Origin of the sequence: Prosthecobacter sp. (genome assembly GCF_020439865.1) — a bacterium.
GTDB lineage: Bacteria > Verrucomicrobiota > Verrucomicrobiia > Verrucomicrobiales > Verrucomicrobiaceae > Prosthecobacter.
In genome coordinates this window covers 15605-36573 of record NZ_JAGRPF010000038.1, presented here as the reverse complement: position 1 = coordinate 36573, position 20969 = coordinate 15605, and the positions used below count along the sequence as shown (strand labels likewise).

The following is a 20969-nucleotide window of genomic DNA, read 5'->3' as shown; positions in this document are numbered from 1 at the left end:
CTCTGCGACCTCTGCCTCTTTGCTCCTCTGCGGTTATGACGAACAATCCAGAGCAGGCTACTCCACCTTCATCACCCCGTTCATCACCATCCAGTGGCCGGGGAAGGTGCAGAGGTAGGGGTAGTCGCCCTTTTCCTTCGGTGCGGTGATGTGGATGGTGAAGTTCGACTGCGGATTCGTCATGTCGGTGTAGGCGATCACGTCGTCGCTGTCGGGCACGTAGTGCTTCGCGAGTCCCTGCGGGTCGGTGATCATGAGATTGCACTTTTCGCCGAGGCGTTGCAGCGAGCCGGGTTTGGCGAGCAGCCAGTTGTGCGGCACGACGTCGGGGTTTTTGAAGACGATGGTGAGTTTCTCACCGGCTTTCGCGGTGAGCTGCTTCTGCACGTATTGCAAACCGAGCGCGGCTTCGATGACGATCTCGCGTCCGCCTTCGCCTTTGGCCCACGGGTTGGGTTTGGCAGGCTTGGGTGCTTCGAGGCCGATCTGTGCGGCGTGATTCGTCTTGGCGATCTTCGTGTAGCCGGCGAACTCGGTGAAGGGTTCGGCCAAAGCATGCGCGGTGAGGAAGATGTCGTGGCCGGTGCTCACGTGCAGATGAATCTGGCTCGCGGTGACAATTTGAGGGATTTCGAGGAAGAGCGTTTTGCCGCCATCGAGTTTCTGCACGCTGCGCACCTCCAGCGGATCGTGGCCGGGCGTGTCGGCATACTTCACGGAATACTCGGGCGAGCCATACTGAGGGCCGTAGTGGTAGTTCCAGCACTGCGCGAAGCAGGTGGCGGCATCGGCGTTCTTCACGGGCTGGTTGAAACGCAGCAGCACGCCGTTGTCGCGTGCTTCGAAGCCGACAGGCACGGGTTTGTCACCGCCGTTGAAGCGCACGCGCTGGAAGCAGCCGTCCTTCGGCGTGTAGCTGCCCCAGCCCTGCATGCCGTTTACGTAGAGGTGACCGTCCTTCGGATTGAAACGCGCGCATTGCGGGCCGGAGTCGAAGTTGCCGCTAATCTTGTAGGCTGCGGCCTGCCAACGACCTTTGACGTTCTGACGCATGACGAGCCACGCGCTGCCGCCGCCGGAGGAGAGATGGATCAAATTGTTGTCGCCTTTGAGTGAGGCCCATTTCTCGCTCGTGATGAAGGCCTGGCTGCTGGCGCTGTTGTCCTCACCACGCGGCAGATACATGAGCACGGGTTCCGGCGGTTGGCCGTTCTTCGGACCACCGGCGCCAAAGTGCGCGCCGAGATTGTGATCGAGTTCGATCTGGAAGATCGAGGTGGCGGGGGTCCAATCACCTTCCTGTCCGCTGCTCGTCACAAAGCGACCGTCGGCCGAGATGCCGAGGCCGTTCGGATTGCGGAAGCCGGTGCCGAGGACTTCGAGTTTGTCGCGTCCCGTGATGCGGCACACGCCTTGATTGCCGGAGGCGAAATACCAGCGGCCTTCCTTGTCGGTTTCGAGTCCGACGATGAAGTCGTGGCCGCCGGGCGAAGTTTGCATCGCGTTCGTTACGCACTCGTAGAAATCGGCTTCGTCATCGCCATTGAGATCGTGCAGGCAGGTGATTTGATCACGACCGAGCACGTAGAGCTTGTCCTTCACGATCTTCACGCCCAGCGGCTGGTTCAATCCGGTGGCGAAACGCTTCCAGCGCAGTTTCTCCAGCTTCTCATCAATGCCTTTCACGAGCCACACTTCACCTGTCATCGTCGCAATCGCCGCGGTGCCATCTCTGAAGAAATCATGCGCCGTGATGAAGAACAGCGTGCCATACGGATTCTCGAACGGGAGCGCGAGACGGTCCGTCGCGAACGGCGTCTGCGTGCCGAGTTCGCCTTTGGTTTCGATCCATTTCGGCCATTGGGTGGGACCGCCCTTGGTGAGCTTGGTCAGATCACGATCGCTTTTCCAAGCCGTGGTCAGGTAGTGTTTGTCACCCCCTGAAAAGGAAAAGACGATATCCTTACCATGACGATAAAAGCCGTGGTAGATCGCACCAATAAAGAGCCCTTGATTCTGAAGTGCCTCCACCTTGCCCGCTGCTTGTGCCCCGCCCATGAAACCATGACGGTGATCGGTGAGCTGGATAAAGCCGCCTTTCCATCTCGCTTGCAGCATGCAAGACACGGGATCAAACACCGCCGATTCGTCACCAAGATGGACGCACACCGCCTTGGGAATCGTCAGTCCTGCGCCTTTGAAAACGCAACTGAACACGCTGCCGAGATCGCTTGCGGCGAACCGGCCGTCTTTCCATGTCACCTGATCGTTTTGATTGCCCCAGTGGCCTTGCTGGCCGCCGTCGAGGCCGGGAAACTGTGGGAGCAGCGCGGGAAGCGGTTTTTGCTTCATGAACTGCAGCGCTTCCTTGCCGTAGAAGTCGAAGATGCGCTCACGATTCACGAATTCCTGCCAGTGCTCGTTGTCCTCGGGATGCAGCGGCTTGCGGTCGGGTTTGAACTCGGCGGGCTTGGGTGCCTGAGGCCCGGTGAGCGCCTCCAGGTCGTCGAAGTCCCAGAGACCGATGCTGTTGTCCATACGCAGACGCGGCGCGCCGCCTTTGCGCGGCTTCATCACGCCACGGGCGATGCGCACATCGTCGATGATGCCATCGCAGCCGATCGTGCCTTCAACGAGCCGGCCAAATGCAAGCCCACCCGGCCGGGCTTCGCCCCGGAGCGGTTGCACCGGCTTGTCGAACACCTGCTTGCCATCGATCCAGAAGATGACGCTGGTATCATCGGCACTGACGACAAAGTCGTGCCACTTGCCGTCGCAGACATCGACTCTCGAATCGAAATCGCCGCCGCGGCCGGGCATGTAGAGCGCCAGCGTGCCGCGCTTCGCATGCGTGTACAACTCCCAGTGCGTCGCCGAAGCCTTCACGTCGCTGGCCACCAGAATGTTGAAGCGATCCTTGCTGTTGAGCTTCGCGCGGCATTCGATGGTGAACGGGAAGGCGCGATACGGCTCGTTGTCCTTGATCAAAAGTCCGCCCTTGAGCGCCTTGCCAAACTCCGGGCCGAGCGAATCCACTGATTCAGGTCGTGCGTCGCCGCTCGCTGCGGTCTTGTTTGCCGCGCCGTCGCTCCAGGTGCGATACTTCGGCTTCGGGCCGGGCGGATTGTCATCAAGCTGCGGAACAAGCCACTTCAAGCCGTCGAGGTTGTCGAGCAGTCGGCCTTCGGCGTCTTCACTCGTATGATTGAGAATGCCAATCGGACCGCTGTAGCCGCTGGCACGAACCTGGCGCAGCACCTTCACATCCTGAGTGCCGACGCCGAGCGGAAGGATCTTGCGGCCCTTTGCCTCTCCATCGAGGTCCATGCCGTTGAGGTTGAGGCAAAGCAGCCAGGGCTTCATCGCATCGAGTACTTTCGGCAGACGCGCGAGATGCGTGTGACCGTGATGGAGGTTGTAAACAATGCCGACATTGTCGGTGCCGTGGTTCTTTTTGAGATACTCGCACACGGCGATCATGTTCTCCGGCTCGCCGCCCCAACCACCATGATTGTAAATGCCCACCCGGCTGCCGATGTTCTTCGCTCGCTCCAAGGTCGGCAGCAGCGCCTCTGCCGCATTCTTCACCTTCGCTTCGTCAGTGTCGCCCGCGACTTTGAGCATCATCCAGAGCTGCGGATGCAGCTTGTATTTCTGAAACAGCCGGAACGCCTCGTCATGCACGCCCCAGAACGCGAACATCTCGATGCCGTTCTTCTGATACGCGAGAATCTCCCGCTCAAACTCCGGCACATGCTCCGGACGCCAGTCATAGGCGATCTTTTTGATGCCCATCTTCGCCACCATCTCCGCACGGGCTTCTGGCGAACGTTTCTTCGCATCAAACGGCACGATGCACCACGCAACGAGATTGGATTTGTCGAAGAGTTCCGCGGCGTGGACCTGGCCTGCCAGCGAAACCAAAAGGACGAAGGAAAGAAGGCGGGAAAGCATGTGAGAAGGGTTTATTTGGTCGTCGAGTATGAGGCCCATTGGGCTTCGATCCATTTGGCATCGGGTTTGCCGTCGAAGACGAGGATGCGGTATTTGGAGATGTAGGGTTTGCCCGGTTCGATGGCCCAGTCGCCGTCCTGGGACGGGGCGACGCAGAGCTGCGGATTCTTCGGATTGAGGCGCAGAGGCTGCGGAAAACGGAAGTCGGACGGATGAATCAAGACCGCAATGCCCGTGGAGGCGCCATCAACATCACCACCGAGATAGACCCACTTCGCCTTCGTGCTGTCGCCGTTTTTACGATCATGCCCCTCGCTCGTGAGCATCGTAACGGCATCGACGGGATTCCAGAGCGCATTGCCGCGCACGCCGAGGCCGCCGTAGTGATACTTGGGCAGCTTGAGCGGTGTATCGCCCGCGCAGGTCTGCGTGCTGGTGAGATCGATGATGTTGGCGAGCGTGCCATCGAGCGTCTTCTGCGACACGTGAACTTCCCACGTCTCATTCAGGACTTTTTGATCCGGCGCATGGCTGTGATCGAGAAACACTTGTTCGCTGACGAAGCCGCCGCCGTCCGCACCGCCCCAGCTCTTGTCGAGCTTCACGAATCGCACTTCCGCAGGCAATGAACCGCCGCCTTTGGCATCCGTCTTGCCCATGTTCCAGAAATCCGGATGAGAGTCGCCAAACTCGGTCTTCGTCCAGGCGAGCCAGATGCCGCGCTGCCACGGATGATCGGGCTGGTGATTGCCGGTGACGAGTTTGCCGCTCGGTGAATACACCGGATGCAGATGCGCACCGTGTTTGAAGATCTGGTTCACCCCTTCCGGCACGTCACCCGGCTCCATCTGGTAATCGCAGATCGTTTTGCCACTGGCACTGAAATGAAGGACAGAGCCGTCTTTTTCAGTGGTGATATCCTCAGCGTTCAAAGGGCCTACGGAACACGCAGCATACACGAAAAAGGTCAGAATGTAGAAGCGTGAGTGCAGGGAGGCTAGTTTCATGAAATCAGATTTCCGTTTGTTCCGTGTATTCCGTAGGCAGCCCGAAGTGAACGCAGCTACAAATCACAAACTCGCAGGCTTCACGAGCGTGCCGGCCTTGATGACACCTCCCTGCATGACGGCGAGGAGGTTGTCGCGGTTTTCGAGGATGGAGATGTCTTGGAGCACGTCGCCATTCACCACGAGGACGTCGGCGAGTTTGCCTTTTTCCAGAGTGCCGAGTTCGTGGGCGCGGCCCATCATTTTGGCACCTCCGAGAGTGGCACAGGTGATGGTTTGGAGCGGGGTGAAGCCGACGTAGTTGACGAAGAAGGTCAGTTCCTGCGCATACGTGCCGTGTGGTGTCCATCCGAAGCCGTAGTCGCCACCGAGGCCCATCGTGCCGCCCGCTTTGAGGACCTTACGGCAGCTTTCAGCGCCGGCTTCGAGGGTTTCCTGATGACCGTCGATCACGCGCTGCGAGAGGCCGAAGTCTTTGCCGCGCTCCACGCTGAAGAGTTCGAAGCCGAGGCCGGGGCACATGGGCACGTTGCGTTTGAGCAGCAGATCGAGGCACTCATCATCCATGAAGGTGCCGTGCTCGATGGCATCATAGCCGGATTTGAGCGCGTTGCAGATGCCTTCGGTAGCGCGGCAGTGGCCGGTGACTTTGAGTCCGTGGTTGTGCGCGGTGGCGACGACGGCGTGCATTTCGTCGAAGGTCATGCACAGCGTGTGATGGTCGTTGATGTCCGGCGAGGCCGCGTCGCCGGTGGGATAGGTTTTCACCCACTCGATGCCGTCTTTGACGAGTTTGCGCACGGCGGTGCGTGCCTGCTCGGGGCCGTTCACGATGAAAACGATGCCCTCCATGCCGATGCGGCGGTAATCGGGATTCCAGTCCATCAAACCACCCGCGCCGCAGATCTCGCGACCGCTGGCGCTGAGTCGTGGACCGAGGATCATGTCCTCCTCGATGGCCTTCTTCATCCACACGTCGATGTTGTGCAGGCAGCCGCCGCTGCGTGCGCTGGTGTAGCCGCATTCGAGCGCGGTCTTCGCGTTCACGGCGGACTGCAGGGTGACGTATTCGACAGGGTACTTGATGTCGAGGTCCTGCAACTCGGTGACATTGAAGTAAGTCAGATGGATGTGCGCCTCGATGAGCCCCGGCATGATCGTGCCGCCTTTGGCGTCGATGACGCGTGCATCAGGTGGTGTGGCAGGAGCATCCGCAGCGGGACCGGCGTAACTGATGAGGCCGTCAGTGATTATCACGACGGCATTCGGGACCGGCGGCGCGCCGGTGCCGTCGATGAGCTGACCGTTTTGGACGACGGTGGTGCCTGGTTGGAGCTTCATAATTGGAGGAATACCAACGTGAGACTAGCAGGCCGGCCTTCGCTCATGCCAATAAAAAAGCGGAGCCGCTGATGACGGCTCCGCTTGGGAGGAATGAAAGCAACGACGTTGGATTACTGGCGCACTTCCTTGATGTGTTTGTCCGGAGCGGCGTCAAACGTGGTCTTGCTCGCGGCATCGGCAAAGGCCACCTGACGGGAGTAGGTGACCGTGATGGAAGGGTCGGATTTCTTTTTGCTCAGCGGGCACTGGCCGGAGACGGCGGCGATGATGTTGCTGAGATAGCCTTTTGGAGCGGCATTGAACTGGGCTTTGCACTTGTTGCAGCAGACGGCCACGGTCTTGGTGTAAGTGCTGGTGATGGCCGGGTTTGCAGGCTTGCCAGAGATGGGGCAGACGGTGTTCAGCGGCTCGGCTGCGTGGGAAAGACCGGCCAGCAGGCTGATGGCGAGAATGAGGGTGGCGATGTGTTTCATGTTGAACGGGGTGGGATTAAACGGCGGATTCGGATACGAATTCATGGACTTTTTCGCAACCGAAACTTTTGCCCGGCCAGGCGGGGAAGGGGAGGCTAGGCGCTGATTGACACTTTTCTCCGGCGGGCCTACGCTCGAGTCCGTGTGCATCCCAACGTGGGTGCAGACACGGAAAATCGGGTTCATGCCATGACCTGTTTCTCTAAGTGTGCGTCATGGCCCATCTTCAACGAATGATCCGATGAACCTGTATGTGAGCAATCTTTCCTATGCCATGACGGACGAGGAACTGCAGGGCGAGTTTGCCGCGTTCGGCAATGTCTCCAGCGCCCGTGTGGTCAAAGACCGCGAGTCCGGCCGTTCTCGCGGCTTTGGTTTCGTCGAGATGCAGGTCGAATCTGAAGCCCTGACGGCGATCAATGCGCTGAATGGCAAGGAAGTCGGCGGGCGTCCGCTGCGTGTGGTGGAGGCACGGCCGAAGGAGGACCGTCCTCCGCGTCAGTTTGGAGGCGGGGGCGGTGGGAGTCGTGGTTACGGCGGAGGAGGCAAACGCGATCAACGCGAAGACTGGGACCGCGACCAGCGCTCCTGAAGCCTTTCGAAGAAACCTCCCGTTACTTTGGCTGATACTTCGGATAACGCTGCTGAAGCTGCTGGAGCATCTGTTTTGCCTTGGCGGCATCACCTGCTTTTTCGAGCACCTTGGCGGCCTTGTAGAGCGCATCGGGCGTCACGTCGGGGTCGTCGAAGAACTGGCTGGGAACGGCATACTTGGCGGCGCCGTCCTTCCATTTGCCAATGGCGGCATCCTGCTGGCCCTCGGCGGCGAGCTTGTCACCCTGCGCGGCATAGATGTCGCCTTCGAGGATGAGCAGTTCGGCCTGGAGCTTGCCGTCTTTGACGACCTGAAGGGCCTCCTGAGCCACCTTGTCGGCCTCGTCGAAGAGTCCTTTGCCGAGCTGGGCACGGCCTTTGGTCAGCAGCGCCCGGGCACGGGTGGCGGCGTCAGGTTCTGATTTGAGGAAGTTTTCCGTGGCCTGAATGCTGGCGTCGAACTGCTTGTTCTCCAGTTGGGCCATGCCGAGGTAGTTCCACACCACGGGTTCGGTGTTCTCCGGAGTCTCCGGAGTGACGGCGAGTTCGAGGAAGCGCGCAGCACGTTTGTAGTCATTACCGCTGTAGAGCTTGAGGCCGAGCCACTTCAAAATGTTTGGTGGCACCAGACCGCCGGGCTTGGCCTGCAGGTAGCTTTCGATCGTCTTCGCGAGGTTGTCAGCATTCTGGCGGGCGTAGTCGCAGAGGATGATGAGCTGGCTGGACTTCTCCAGATAGTCCGCACTATCGATCTCGATGGAGCGCCGGAGGGCCGGAACGGCCTTGTCGTAGATCTTCTGGTCAAAGTAACCGCGGCCGATGCCGTAGTAGGCCTGGGCGGAGGCGGTCGAGGTGGGGAACTTCTTCAGCAGTGTTTCAAAGGCGGTGACAGTGGCCTTGGGATCCTTCTGCTCCATGGCGATGAAACCGAGCTGCAGCCAGGAGAGCTCGCAGGCGTCGGATTTCGGAAACTCCTTGGTGACGTGCTCGAAGTCGGCTTTCGCCTTGGGCAGATCGCGAGCATCGCGGTTGGCGAGACCACGGCGTGCAAAGGCTTTGGGGATGAACTCGTTCGTGGGGTATTCATTGATGAAGCGCGTGAAGGTGCCGACAGCCTCCTGATGCCTGCCTGCCTCGCCCTGTGCCCAGCCCATGTTGAACAGCGTGCCGGGGCGCAGCTTTTCGGGCAGCTTGTCGAGGATGACTTCGTTGTAGCTCAGCGCGGCCTGCTGGAAGTCGCCCTTGTTGAAATAGAAGTCGGCCCGGATCAGGCGGGCCAGCGAGAGGTATTCGTGGTCGGAGCGCTTCTGTGCATGCCGGGCGATGAAAGCGGTGGCGAATTCGCCGAGGTCCTTGTCATTCAGCAGGTAGAAGCAGTACAGCTTCCAGTAGCCGGCCTCGAAGGCCTCATCGGAGTCAGCGTGATATTGCTCGATGAGGAGATACACCTCGACGGCACGGGCATAGCTTTTCCGCAGGCGGAATGAATGACCTACAAGCAGCAGGATCTTGGCGCGTGAGGCTCCGGTTGGCAGGATCTCGGAGTTCTTGTTGTAGTAGTCGATGACGCCGTCGTAATCGGCCTTGGCAAACAGCGCCTGGATGATGCCGACGAGGGCGATGCTGCGATTCTGCTCGCTCGTTTCCTGCATGTGCAGGGCCTTTTCGAACATCTCGATGGATTCGTCCGGCTTTTTCAGCTCCGCATAGAGCACCGCCGCGCGGATGCTGGCCTCGGCGACGATGGCGCGGTCGGCGCTGGTTTTGACGAGTTCGTCGAAGATCGGCAGCGATTCCGCCTTCTTGTCCTGCCCGAGATAGATGCTGCCCAGCGTAAGCAGCGCAGTTTCGCGATAGGGATTGTCCGAAGGATCGTTCGTCTTGACGGCAATGACGCTGTTCAGTGCGGCGGCCTGCTTTTCCTTGTCTCCTGCCATTTCATAGGCGCGGCTTTTGTTGTAGGCGGCGGCGAGTTTGACCTGCTGGCTCTTGGTTTTTGCCTCGCAGAAAGCGAAGTTCTTCGCGGCGTCTGCGAATTTGGAATCATTGAACATCATGGCGCCCAAACGGTAGGCGGCGGACGGCGCGCCCTCGCTGGCGGGATAGCGGTTCACGACCTCCTCGTAATAGCCGGCAGCCTGCTTGAGCTGGTTCTGCTTCATGTAGCACTCACCGATCCGGAAGAGCGCGTCCGGCACCTGCCTGCCGCTGGGATAGGTCTGCAGGTACTTGGCGTAATTCTGGGAGGCCAAGCCCCACTCCTGGCGATCATAAGCCAGCGTGGCGAAATCGAACATGTCATCGTCCGGCCCCTTCGTCTTGGGCGGGGCGGGACGGTCCTTGGGGTCATCGAGCACCGGCTGTGCCTTCGGCGGCGGACGGACGGGAATGGCTTTTGGGACCGGAGCGTCATCCTCCACCGGCAGGGCACGCGGAGGTGCCTTCTGAGCCAGGGACGGTAGCGTGATCAGGCAGAACACCACCGGAAGAAAGAGGGGCGCATGGCTGCGCAAGATGGTTGAAAACTTGGCTGCGGTCATCTCACTGGGGCTTGGCGGCGGGTTGGTCGGCATCGGGCTTGCGCGTGGCGAAGGCGATGTTCCAGATGCCGGCCTTCTGGCAGGTGTCCAGCACGCGGATGACGTGCTGGTAGTTCACGATTTCATCGCCGCGCAGGATCACGGCCTGATCCTTGTAGAGCGCCACGATGTTCTTCAACTTCACCAACAGCTCGTCGGTATTGAATTTCTGTCCGTTGACGATGATCTCGCCGTCTTTTTTGATGTTGATGATGATCTCACCGACGTTGCGGGACTCCTTCTCCTTGCCCTCGTCGGCGGCAGGCACGCTGACATCCATGACCTGCTCTTCCTTGGCATACTGGAAGGTCACGGCAAAAAAGATCACCAGCAGGAACAACACGTCCACCAGCGGCGCTAGCTGCATGGGCGAGGGTTCGATGGAGTGCTGTTTGCGAAAGTTCATCTCAGGACGGCTCCGAGGTTACTGGCCTGCGACGGCGCGCGCCGCGCGTTTGTATTGGACGGCAAGCAGGGCCATGAGGTGCGTGGTGGCGGCTTCCATCTCGGAAATGAGGCGGTTCACCTTGCCGCGAAAAATGGCGTAGAACATGAGCGAGGGGATGCCGATCACGAGACCCGACGCCGTGCAGAGCAGCGCTTCGGACACGCCCTGTGCGAGGCCGAGCTGGTTCGAGCCGCCGACGCCCTTGCCGGAGATCTCATGGAAGGTGGTGATCATGCCCAGCGTCGTGCCGAGCAGGCCGAGCATCGGGGCGATGGCTCCCACGTCACCGAGATAGGCGATGCGGGCAAGCAGCAGGCTCGACTGGCGGTTGCCCTCGGCCTCGGTGACTTCCTTGACCTCCTCGAAGCTCGCGGTCGGATTGCGGGTGGCAAAGTCCAACGTCTTGGAGGTGATGCGGGCGATGCACTCGTTGCGGCGGTTGCACACGGCCAGCAGGCCCAGGTAGTCCTGCTTGCGGATCAAGGCGTCCGCCGAATTCATGAACGCATCGCTGACCACCGTGCCCTGTCTCACCGTGAGTGCGAACAGCACAATCATGAAGAATGCGATCATCGACAGAATGATGAGCGGATAGGCCATGACCCCCGTCCGTTTGACGAAGCCGCTGAACGTCAGCACATCGCCATAGGGATTTTCATCGGCGGCGCTCGCGGCCACGGCGGCAGGGGCGGCTGGCGCAGGCTGCTGAGCCTGGACGGTGAGGTTCATCGTGAAGACGAGTGCCACCAGCACGGCCAGGGCGAAGAGGATTTTTCGATGCATGAGGTCGCGACTTTAAACGTGGGTGCCAGCCTTGCAAGCGGGCTGGTTGGCGGGCTTCTCGCCGGACTAAGCCAGCAATTCCCGCACCACCTTGCACTCGTTCACCCCCGTGAGGCGGAAATCGAGCCCGGCGTAGCGATAGGTGAACTTCTCGTGATCAAAACCGAGCAGGTGCAGGAGCGTCGCGTGAAGGTCATGCACGTGCACGGGGTTTTCGACGGCCTGAAAGCCGAACTCGTCCGTGGCCCCATGCGTGTAACCGCCGCGCACTCCGCCGCCGGCGAGCCACATGGTGAAACCGTAGTGGTTGTGGTCGCGGCCGTGCTGCTTGCCGGCATTCGCGCCCGGCGTGGGCAACTCGACCGCAGGCGTGCGACCAAATTCGCCGCCCCACATCATGAGCGTGTCGTCCCAAAGGCCGCGCATCTTCAAATCGCTCATGAAAGCCGCGATCGCGCCGTCGGTGCGCTCGCCGAGCTTCTTGTGCTCGAGGATTTCGTCGTGGTTGTCCCACGGCTGGCCGGCGCCGGTCCAGAGCTGGATGAAACGCACGCCGCGTTCGAGCAGACGACGGGCGATAAGGCATTGGCGACCGAAGGCGTGGTCGCCATACATCTTCCGTACCCATTCGGGTTCCTTCATGATGTCGAAAGCGTCCGTCGCCTCCATCTGCATGCGATAGGCCAGTTCGTAGCTCTGCACGCGGGCTTCGAGCTGCTGGTCGCGGTCCTGCTGCACCAGATTGCGCTGGTTGAGCTCCTGCAGCAGGTCGAGCTGACGGCGCTGCTGCTTGAGATCAAGCGAGCCGTTCTTGATGAACTCCACCAGCTTTTCGACCCGGGTGTCCTCGGTGTTGATGTAGGCGCCTTGATAGGCGCTCGGCAGGAAGGCCGACTGCCAGTTCTTCGTGCGCCGCGTCGGCATGCCTCCTGGGCACATGGAAATATAGCCCGGCAGGTTCTGATTTTCGCTGCCGAGACCGTAGGTGATCCACGATCCCATCGTGGGACGGTTCAGGCGGCTCTCACCGCTGTTCATGAGGCCGAGCGACGGCTCGTGGTTCGGCACGTCGGCGTGCATCGAGCGGATGACGCAAAGGTCGTCGGCGAATTCCCCGAGCTTTTCAAACACCTCGCTCACCTCGAGGCCGCACTGGCCGCGCTTGGTGAACTTGAATGGAGATTTGAAGCCCGCGCCGGTCGGACGCTCGGTTTTGAGCACGTTCGGCAGCGGTTTGCCGTCGTATTTGTCAAGCATCGGCTTCGGGTCGAAGGTGTCCACCTGCGAGGGGCCGCCGTTCATGAAGAAGTGCACCACCCGCTTCGCCTTCGGTTCGAAATGCGGCTTCTTCAGCGCCATCGGATCCAGCGTGGCCGCCGCGGCCGGCGCGTCGAACAACGAGCCCAGCGCCAGGGAGCCAAAGCCCATGCCGGCACGGCTGAGCAATTGACGACGCGTCAGGAATGCATGCTCCAGATTCGGGGCATGATGGGAATGGGGGATGTTCATCTGGGGGTGCTAAAACTACGTTTTTCAGCCCAGCTTGCTTTCGCATGTTTCCCAGCCCAGGAAAGCGCAAAATAGGAGCAGAAGCTGCTGATGGAATTCTCAGCAGGAAGGCGTATCAAAACCGCCCCCAATCCCCCCCAATGGTCATCACCCCCCGTCAATTTGCCGTGGTCGGCTTTGCTGCTGCCACTTCACTGCTGCGTGCCGCCCCGGACTGGAAAGCCGTGGAGCCGATGCTCAATGCCAAGTGCTATTCCTGCCACGGAGGCGAAAAGACCAAAGGAGACATCGATCTGAAGAAGTTCGCAGCCAATCCGGACGTGACGGCTAACTTCGAACTCTGGGCAGACGTGAAGGACACGATCGACAACGGCGACATGCCGCCGCGAAAGGCCAAACAACTCACTCCAGAGGAAAAAAGCGGAATCACTGGCTGGGTTCAGCAGTCGCTGGATGCCTTGGCGGAGGCCAAATCTGGCGATCCCGGGCCGGTGACGATGCGCCGTCTCACGAATGCCGAGTACGATTACACCATCCGCGACCTCACCGGCCGTGATTACGCGCTGGCGAAGGAATTCCAGACCGACGGCGGCGGCGGCGAGGGCTTCACGAACACCGGCGACGTGCTCTTCATGAGCCCGGCGGCCATCGACAAGTATTTCGGCGCGGCACGGAAGCTCGCCGATTTCGCCACCATCATGCCGGGCACCGGCATCCAGTTTCACCCGCAGCGCGTCGGCCTGCGTGGACCGGAACAGGTGAAAGCGCAGGCTCAGCAGGGCCTGTATGTGTGGTATCAGCAGAAGGCGGCTCCCTTCCTCCCGAAGGATTTCGATCCCATGCGCGAAGGCGATTACATGCTCGCCTGCTGGAAGCGCAAAAACGCCCAAACCCCGCTCGACCAGCTCGCGAAGGAGATGAAGCTCAGCATTCACTTCCTTAACAACTGGTGGAATCTTGTGAACAGCACGGAGCCGAAGAGCCGCTTCCTCGATCTCGTACGGGTCGGCTGGCGAGAGCTGCCCGCCGATGAAAAGACCGCTCACGAGCGCATCAAGAGCATCGAAGCCGACCTGCTGAGCTGGAACAACCCGAAGAAGCCTGGCAGTGGAACCCAGCGTCATCAGCAGGACAGCGACGGCATCCGTCCGTATCCCATGCAGGCCTCGGTGGGCGGCAAAACGCACATTCACCTATGCTTTGGCGACATCGGCGACGGCAACAAAGGCGACATCGCGCTGGTGACGAAAATCGAAGCCAGTATTGGCAAAGGAAAGGTCGATTACTTCCAGTGGCTCAACAAAACGCTCGATGAAAAGCGCAAGCAGGCTGCTGCGAACCCGCCGCCAGCCAATCTCGACGCGATCAAGTCCCGCATTGCCGAGCTGGAGAAGGTGCGTGCGCTCTACGGCAAGCATCCGCAGCCGGGCCGCACGATCGAACCGCAAGTGCTCGCCTTTGCCGCGCCCCAGGTCTTCACATTGCCGCTGCCAGAAGGCGCGCACTGGCTGAAGGTGGACACGCGTCTCGACATGCAGAATCCCGAGGTCGATGAGGCGACGATGCAGTGGACGATTACCACTGAGCAGCCGCGCGACGTCACCAAGATCATCCCTGGCGTGCTCACCATCTGGAAACGCAGCACGAAAGCTTCGTGGCGCACGATGGACGACTTCAACAAGATGAAGACCGCTTTCCCGGACATGTATGAGCGCCGTCTCGAAGAGGTCGCGAGCAATCTCTACCGTGGCGGCAAACCCAACATCACCGTGTATTACTTCAGCGACGAACAGCTCGGTCAGCTGCTCGGGGACAAGGATCGCAAACAGCTGGAGGCGATGAAGAAGGACTGGGGCTACACCGCGCCTGCGAAACTCAATCCGCAGCAGGAGAAGGAGTACGACGGCCTGCTCTGCAGCCATCTGCGCTACTTCGCCAGCCTCGCGTGGCGTCGTCCGCTCACCGGTGATGAAAACAGCAAGCTCGACGCACTCTATTTCGCCGGCCGACAGAAGGAACTCGACCGCGAATCCGCCGCCCGCGAGGTGCTCGTGCGCATCCTCGTTTCGCCGAATTTCCTCTTTAAAGCGGAAACGCTGCCACAACTCGCCGCCACGGATGTGAAAACACCCGATGCGCCGCTGAATGCCTGGGAACTCGCCTCGCGCCTTAGCTATTTCCTTTGGGCCTCGAAGCCTGACTACGAACTCAAGCGCGCCGCCGATGACGGCAGTCTTCTGAAGCCCGAGGTGCTCGCCGCGCAGACGAAACGCATGCTGCGTGATCCCAAAGCCTCCGCGCTCGCGAAAGAATTCGCCGGCCAGTGGCTGAAGTTCAACGGCTTCGATGCGCACAGCAACGTGGATGAGAAAAAGTTCCCGCAGTTCACCCCGGAACTCCGTTCGGACATGCATCGCGAGGTGGTGGAGTTCTTCACGCATCTCGTGCGCGATGATCGCAACGTAAGCGACATCATCGGTGGCGATTACACCTTCGTGAATGAGCGCCTCGCCACCTTCTACGGCCTTCCCGCCGTGAAGGGTCCTGAGTTTCGCGAAGTGAAGGCCTCGCAGCAGAACCGCGGCGGCCTGCTCGGCATGGGCGCGATTTTGACGAAGACCTCGCGTCCGCAGCGCACCAGCCCGGTCGTGCGCGGCGACTACCTGTATCAGGTCGTCCTGGGCTTCAGCAGCCCGCCCCCGCCACCAAACGTGCCCGAGTTGAAGGAAACGAGCAAACCGTCCTCGCTGCGCGAAGCGCTCATGCAGCACCGCACTGACTCCGCTTGCGCCGTCTGCCATGAGCGCATCGACCCGCTCGGTTTTGCCCTCGAAAGCTTCGACCCCATCGGCCGCTTCCGCGCCACCGACGATACCGGTGGCAAGATTGACGACACCGGTGAAATGATGGACGGCACCAAGTTCCAAGGCCTCGCCGGGCTTCGCGACTACCTAAAGAAAAACGAGTACCAGTTCCTCACCCAGTTTAACCGTAAGCTTCTCGGCTACGCCCTCGGCCGCCAGACACTGCCGAGTGACAAAAAACTTCTCACCCAGATGCAGGCCTCGCTGAAGGCCAACAGCGGCCATTTTTCCGCCGCAGTGCTCGACATCGTGAAGAGCCGCCAGTTTTTGAACCGGCGCCTTGAAGCAAGCATCGCCAGCAATCCGTAATCCTCTTTGAATTCCCCCATGAAAACCTCTCGTCGTCTTTTCCTCCGTGGCACCGGTGCGGCCCTGGGCCTGCCCTGGCTGGAGTCCATCTGCGCTTTTGGAGCTGAGTCCGTCAAAAACAACACCGCGCCACGTCGTCTCGCCGTCTGCTTCACCGGCAACGGCGTGAACCCGCACCACTGGGGTGCCACGAATGGCGCGAACGGCATGGAGTTCATGAAGACGCTCTCGCCGCTCGAACCGCTGAAGAAGCACGTGAACGTCTTCAAAGGCCTGTGGAATCCGACCACCGTCGAAGGCGAAGGCGGCCACTACCCGAAGATGAACGTGCTCTGCGGTCTGAAGGTGAAGAAAACCACCACCGATGTCGAAGTCGGCACCACGATGGACCAGCTCATCGCCGAGCACACGGGCAAGTTCACGCCTGTGCCGAGCGTCGTGCTCGGCACCGAACGCCCGAGCTACAGCACCGACAGCGGCTTCACCTCGATTTACTCCGCTTACATCTCTTGGAACACCCCCACGACGCCAGCGCCGAAGGAAATCTTCCCGCAGCAGGCCTTCGACCAGCTCTTTGACGACGGCAGCCGCCGCAAGCGCGACAAAAGCATCCTCGATGTCGTGCTTGAAGATGCCAACAGCCTCAAACCGAAGCTCAGCCAGCGCGACAAGCAGAAGCTCGACGAGTATCTCACCTCCGTGCGCGAGATCGAGCAGCGCGTCGAGCTTGCCGAAAAAATCAGCAAGGCAGAGACCAACGGCCAAGGCTGGCAGCCGACGGTGAAAATCGTCACGCTCGGCCGTCCTGCGGGGGGCATCCCTGCGAGCAGCGAGGACCACCTGCGCCTCATGTTCGACATCATGCTTCTCGCCTTCCAGATGGATCGCACACGCGTGGCCACCTTCATGATGAACAACGACCTCTCGAACATGCGCTTCCCCAGCCTCGACGGCATCACGGGCGGCATCCACGAGTTGTCCCATCACGCCGGTGATGAGCATCGCCTCGACATGTATCAGCGCGTCAACCAGCATCAGGTGAAGCTCTGGGGCGAGTTCCTCGCCAAAATGCACGCCACCAACGAAGGCGAGCGTTCCCTGCTCGAAAACAGCATGATCATGCTCACCAGCAGTCTCATGGACGGCAACGCGCACGATTCACGGCAGCTCCCGGTCGTCCTCGCCGGCAACGGCGGCGGCACGATCCAAGGCGGCCGCTTCCACGACCTCAGCGCCGATCCGAATCGCAAACTCTGCCGCCTCCACATCGCCCTCATGGACCGCATGGGCCTCCACGTCGGCCACTTCGGCGATGCCGAGAATGCGCTGGCGATTTGAACTCAGGAGCTGGGCTGAAGAAGTCGTTGGACGAGGGTTGTTGTCATAAGTAATCGCACTTCCGCCAACCGAGATTAGCACTCGGCCGTGCTGCTATGCATTCGGAGACGAACGAGCGTGGGCAACCGGCCGGTTGGGTATTGGATTAAGGTGAGGCCAGGATCTGCAATGAAATAAGCTGAATTCCTAGATTCATGTGATGATTTGATTGTTTTTCTAGTAAATTTACACAAAGAAAAATTTGCGCCATTGGGTAAACGTGGAATCATGCGGCCCGGTCATGAGTGCTTCGTTCCCTGTTGAAGATGCCCTCTTTCGAGCCGCTCTCGAGCGACCCGCAGCGCAGCGTAACAGCTTTTTGAAACGGGCGTGTCGCAATGACCACGCAATGAGGCGGCGCATCGAGGAGCGCATTGCGGCCAGGGAGGAGAACGAACCCGCTCCAGACGACTCTCCGCAGGATGCTGAGACGAAGGAGACCGTGCACATGACACACGGGGAGGAGCCGTTGGAAAAGATCGGCAGATACAAGCTGCTGAAACAGATCGGGGCAGGGGGCTTTGGCACCGTCTGGCAGGCCGAGCAGGAAGGGCCGATCCCCCGACGCGTCGCGCTGAAAGTGGTCAAGCTGGGGATGGACACCCGCGGCGTCATCGCTCAGTTCGAGGCGGAGCGCCAGTTGCTGGCGTTGATGGACCATCCCAACATCGCCAAGGTCTTTGATGCCGGCGCCACCGAGGACGGTCTTCCCTATTTTGTGATGGAGCTGGTGGACGGAGTTCCACTCACCCGGTTTTGTGAGCATCGCCATCTTTCAACACGGGAGCGCCTGCGGCTTTTCGTGCTCGTCTGCCAGGCACTGCAACACGCCCATCAGAAAGGCGTCATTCATCGTGACATCAAGCCCAGCAACGTCCTTGTTTCTGACAAAGAGGGAATTGCATTGCCGAAGGTGATCGACTTCGGCATCGCTCGTGCGATTTGTCCGGTGTTCGATGGAGCAAGCGTGAGATCCTCATGTGCACAGATCATCGGCACTCCCGCCTACATGAGTCCAGAGCAGGCTTCCGGAGACACCGACATCGATACGCGCTGTGATGTGTATGCATTAGGCGTGTTGCTGTACGAACTGCTTACCGGGCGACCGCCATTCGATCAGCAGCGACTGGCGGAGGCGGATTCTGACGAGGTTCAGCGGCTGATCTGCGAAGAGGCGCCGCCCAAACCTTCCTCGATGGTTATGTCACTCGGCAAAGAGTTTGCCGCCAAACATGCGGAGCGTCAGCAGACCACGCTTTCGGGTCTGCTCTCGGAGCTGCGTGAGGATCTAGACTGGATCGCGATGAAGGCGATGGAGAAGGATCGAAATCTTCGATACGAGACGGCCAATGGTCTGGCCATGGACGTGGAGCGCCATCTGATCGGTGAGTTCGTACGCGCCCATCCCGACAGCAGGATGTACCGGCTTCGGAAACTGGTGAACCGGAACAAGCTTGTGTACACCATGGGTACTCTGGTTGCCGTTGCGCTGCTCGTCGGTGTGAGTCTCTCCGCCACACAGGCTTCACGGGCCACCGTGGCCGAGCACAAGCAGAGTCAGCTAAGGGATCTGGCAGAGAGAAACGGACGCAAGGCGTATGAAGAAAAAGAAGCGGCGAGGCGGGCCCTGGCCATGGCTCAGATCGCCCTGGCGGATGCTGCGTTTCGTGACCGGGACGGCACTGCGATGCAGGCGGCTTTGCATGAGGTTCCAGAAGATCTGCGTGATTCGAGCTGGCGATATCTGAATGAGAAGTCGGACATGTCGGTGGCCACCATTCAGATACCAGGAGAATGGGCTGTGCAATGTGTGCAGCCTCATCCCACGCAGGCAGGTGTGTTCATTGTCGCTTCCACCGACTACTGGGTCACGGTCACGGGAATCGACAAGCAGACGGTGCCGTTGCGCTTCCAGCTTGGTTTTGAGGATCACTCGAGCCCCGATCTTTGCATGACAGTCTCTCCTGATGGAAAGCGGCTCGCGGCGGCCAGACTCGGTGGTGACGAGATTGTCATCCACAGCCTTGAGGACGGCCAGTTCATCGATCGTTGGCCCGGCCCCCACACCGATGCCCTGCTCTACAGTCCCGATGGAAGAAGGCTGCTGCAGATCACCCGAGGCGGACCCACCTGCATGAGGAACTCAGAGTCAGGCGTCATCCTCTGGTCCGCAGAGGGGGAGGACTCTTTGCAAAGGGCCGTGTTTGATCGAACCGGGCGCAATGTGATCGGTTACAAGGCCGGCAAAGGCAACAAGCTGCAGATCCTCAACGCGTTCAATGGAACCGTCCTGAAGGATCTGGCCAGTCCCCGCGCACGGCTTGCCTGCCTGAGTCTCAGCCCCGACGGGCGGCAGCTGCTGACAGGTGACACGCGCGGCTTTGTGCGATGCATCAATCTCTGGGACGGAGCTTTTCGGTATGAGTTTCGTGCGGATGACCGTGCCATCTGCGCCCTGGCTTCCATCCCTGATGGACAGCGTTTCATCAGTCTGTCCAATCTCTCCGGAGGGCGTCAGTCGATTCAAGTGTGGGATGCTCAAACGGGGATTTTTCTGCAGGCCCTGCTCAATGGCAGCGGTGGCGGCCGGGAACTGTGCGTGCACCCTCTTTCCAAGGAGATCATGGTCTCGGGAGTCAACGCCAAGGCCTGGCGCCTTCAAGGGGTCGGTGAAAACCTCCGCCTGACGGCACGAGATGTGGCCAACACCGCGTTCTGGAACACGGACGATCAGATATTTACCCATGGCGCCAGTTCTGGCTTCGATCTCACCAAGATCGAAAAGGAGGGAGTTTTGGAAGAGCCCGTCTGGCAGGCAGGCAACAAACAAGCACGCATTGTCACGACAAGCGCTGACGGCAGCATGGCGGCGCTCGCCGCTTCGTCGACAGATGCGGCCGACATCCTCCTGCTGCGCCAGGAGCGGGGACGGGTGATCGAGGTCGGCAAAGCGAGTGCTCCCGGCGGTCTGCAGTTCATGCACCTTGATCCAAAGGGCGAACGTCTGATGATCCGCGCCACCGGTGCCTTTTACGTGATGGACACGATATCAGGAAAATCGACGCCGATCTCATGGGACCGGTCGTGCACCATCCGTGAAGCCGTTTGGGTCGGTCCATCCCGGCGGATCGTGGCTCTGCTCACCGCCAAAACCACACGAGGCATTCCGGGTGCCGAGGACAGGCTGGTCATCTATGAAGCCGACTCCTGCGAATGCCTGAATTCTGTTCTAAACGGCAGCGCCATCAACGCAATCGCGGTGTCGGCCGATGGCTCACTCATCGCCGAAGGTGGCGCCGACCGGACCGTTCGGCTGCGTGACCCGATCACTCTCGCAGTGAGACTCGAGCTGCGCGTGCATGACAGTCCAGTCATGGCCTTGGCCTTTCATCCCTCGCGCCCCGTGCTCGCCACCGCTTCCGAGGACCTCACTATCAAGCTCTGGAACCTCGCGGACGGAAAGTTGCTGGAGGAGTTGAACGGACCGGTGGGCCCACCGAGGCAGATCACCTTCAGCCCGACTGGCAGGCGTCTGGCCTGCATTTCCTCCGACCGGTCATTGCGCGTCTGGGACGTGGAGCGTTTCCTCGATCCCAAGGCCTCGGAATGATCGGTCGTGGGGTCGACGTTGCGCAACTTTGCATGTCGGCCGGTTTTTATAGGCGTCATGAACCAGCCCGCTTCTCTGCCTCGTCGTGCCTTTCTCACATCCGCCGTAGGCGCTTCGT

General features: G+C 60.2%; 12 protein-coding genes. 4 read left to right on the top strand and 8 right to left on the bottom strand.

The window, feature by feature from the left end:
- Positions 1-57: 57 nt before the first annotated feature.
- The 4 genes from KDL09_RS03910 to KDL09_RS03895 all read right to left on the bottom strand — a co-directional run bounded on the left by KDL09_RS03910 (position 58) and on the right by KDL09_RS03895 (position 6778).
- Entirely contained in the window at positions 58-3954 is a 3897-nt protein-coding gene (locus KDL09_RS03910) for a LamG-like jellyroll fold domain-containing protein (protein ID WP_294381581.1), read from the bottom strand.
- An 11-nt stretch (positions 3955-3965) separates the two neighbouring features.
- On the bottom strand, positions 3966-4961 hold the full coding sequence (locus KDL09_RS03905; RefSeq protein WP_294381579.1) for a PmoA family protein: 996 nt from the start codon (positions 4959-4961) through the stop codon (positions 3966-3968).
- 63 nt (positions 4962-5024) lie between these two features.
- Entirely contained in the window at positions 5025-6302 is a 1278-nt protein-coding gene (locus KDL09_RS03900; protein ID WP_294381576.1) for an amidohydrolase family protein, read from the bottom strand.
- Positions 6303-6415: 113 nt separating this feature from the next.
- The gene (locus KDL09_RS03895; protein ID WP_294381574.1) at positions 6416-6778 is read right to left on the bottom strand and encodes a hypothetical protein; all 363 of its coding nucleotides are present in this window, start codon (positions 6776-6778) and stop codon (positions 6416-6418) included.
- 241 nt (positions 6779-7019) lie between these two features.
- On the opposite strand from KDL09_RS03895, the gene KDL09_RS03890 reads away from it, so the two are divergent.
- The gene (locus tag KDL09_RS03890) at positions 7020-7370 is read left to right on the top strand and encodes an RNA-binding protein (protein ID WP_294381571.1); all 351 of its coding nucleotides are present in this window, start codon (positions 7020-7022) and stop codon (positions 7368-7370) included.
- Positions 7371-7392: 22 nt separating this feature from the next.
- Here KDL09_RS03890 and KDL09_RS03885 read toward each other — a convergent pair whose 3' ends face one another.
- From KDL09_RS03885 to KDL09_RS03870, 4 genes are all read right to left on the bottom strand, one after another.
- Positions 7393-9945, bottom strand: a complete 2553-nt coding sequence (locus KDL09_RS03885; RefSeq protein ID WP_294381568.1) for a tetratricopeptide repeat protein — start codon at positions 9943-9945, stop codon at positions 7393-7395.
- Positions 9914-10357, bottom strand: coding sequence for a biopolymer transporter ExbD (locus KDL09_RS03880; protein ID WP_294381566.1), 444 nt, complete (start codon positions 10355-10357; stop codon positions 9914-9916). Before KDL09_RS03880 ends, KDL09_RS03885 begins: the two co-directional genes overlap by 32 nt.
- Before the next feature lie 18 nt (positions 10358-10375).
- Positions 10376-11182: a MotA/TolQ/ExbB proton channel family protein gene (locus KDL09_RS03875; protein ID WP_294381565.1), complete on the bottom strand. Its 807-nt coding sequence runs from the start codon at positions 11180-11182 to the stop codon at positions 10376-10378.
- Between the two features lie 66 nt (positions 11183-11248).
- Entirely contained in the window at positions 11249-12691 is a 1443-nt protein-coding gene (locus KDL09_RS03870) for a DUF1501 domain-containing protein (protein WP_294381562.1), read from the bottom strand.
- Positions 12692-12831: 140 nt separating this feature from the next.
- Between KDL09_RS03870 and KDL09_RS03865 the strand changes: the two genes are divergently transcribed.
- From KDL09_RS03865 to KDL09_RS03855, 3 genes are all read left to right on the top strand, one after another.
- Positions 12832-15864: a DUF1592 domain-containing protein gene (locus tag KDL09_RS03865; RefSeq protein ID WP_294381559.1), complete on the top strand. Its 3033-nt coding sequence runs from the start codon at positions 12832-12834 to the stop codon at positions 15862-15864.
- Between the two features lie 18 nt (positions 15865-15882).
- Positions 15883-17202: a DUF1552 domain-containing protein gene (locus tag KDL09_RS03860; protein ID WP_294381558.1), complete on the top strand. Its 1320-nt coding sequence runs from the start codon at positions 15883-15885 to the stop codon at positions 17200-17202.
- Positions 17203-17590: 388 nt separating this feature from the next.
- A complete protein-coding gene (locus KDL09_RS03855; protein WP_294381556.1) occupies positions 17591-20851 on the top strand; it encodes a WD40 repeat domain-containing serine/threonine-protein kinase in 3261 nt (1086 codons plus the stop codon).
- Positions 20852-20969 lie beyond the last annotated feature (118 nt).

Excerpts from the sequence above, each read along its gene's own strand:
- KDL09_RS03870 (WP_294381562.1), bottom strand. The coding sequence starts at position 12,691 with ATGAACATCCCCCATTCCCATCATGCCCCGAATCTGGAGCATGCATTC.
- KDL09_RS03900 (WP_294381576.1), bottom strand. The coding sequence starts at position 6,302 with ATGAAGCTCCAACCAGGCACCACCGTCGTCCAAAACGGTCAGCTCATC.
- KDL09_RS03885 (WP_294381568.1), bottom strand. The coding sequence starts at position 9,945 with ATGCCGACCAACCCGCCGCCAAGCCCCAGTGAGATGACCGCAGCCAAG.
- KDL09_RS03860 (WP_294381558.1), top strand. The coding sequence starts at position 15,883 with ATGAAAACCTCTCGTCGTCTTTTCCTCCGTGGCACCGGTGCGGCCCTG.
- KDL09_RS03905 (WP_294381579.1), bottom strand. The coding sequence starts at position 4,961 with ATGAAACTAGCCTCCCTGCACTCACGCTTCTACATTCTGACCTTTTTC.
- KDL09_RS03875 (WP_294381565.1), bottom strand. The coding sequence starts at position 11,182 with ATGCATCGAAAAATCCTCTTCGCCCTGGCCGTGCTGGTGGCACTCGTC.
- KDL09_RS03890 (WP_294381571.1), top strand. The coding sequence starts at position 7,020 with ATGAACCTGTATGTGAGCAATCTTTCCTATGCCATGACGGACGAGGAA.
- KDL09_RS03910 (WP_294381581.1), bottom strand. The coding sequence starts at position 3,954 with ATGCTTTCCCGCCTTCTTTCCTTCGTCCTTTTGGTTTCGCTGGCAGGC.
- KDL09_RS03855 (WP_294381556.1), top strand. The coding sequence starts at position 17,591 with ATGAGGCGGCGCATCGAGGAGCGCATTGCGGCCAGGGAGGAGAACGAA.
- KDL09_RS03880 (WP_294381566.1), bottom strand. The coding sequence starts at position 10,357 with ATGAACTTTCGCAAACAGCACTCCATCGAACCCTCGCCCATGCAGCTA.
- KDL09_RS03895 (WP_294381574.1), bottom strand. The coding sequence starts at position 6,778 with ATGAAACACATCGCCACCCTCATTCTCGCCATCAGCCTGCTGGCCGGT.
- KDL09_RS03865 (WP_294381559.1), top strand. The coding sequence starts at position 12,832 with ATGGTCATCACCCCCCGTCAATTTGCCGTGGTCGGCTTTGCTGCTGCC.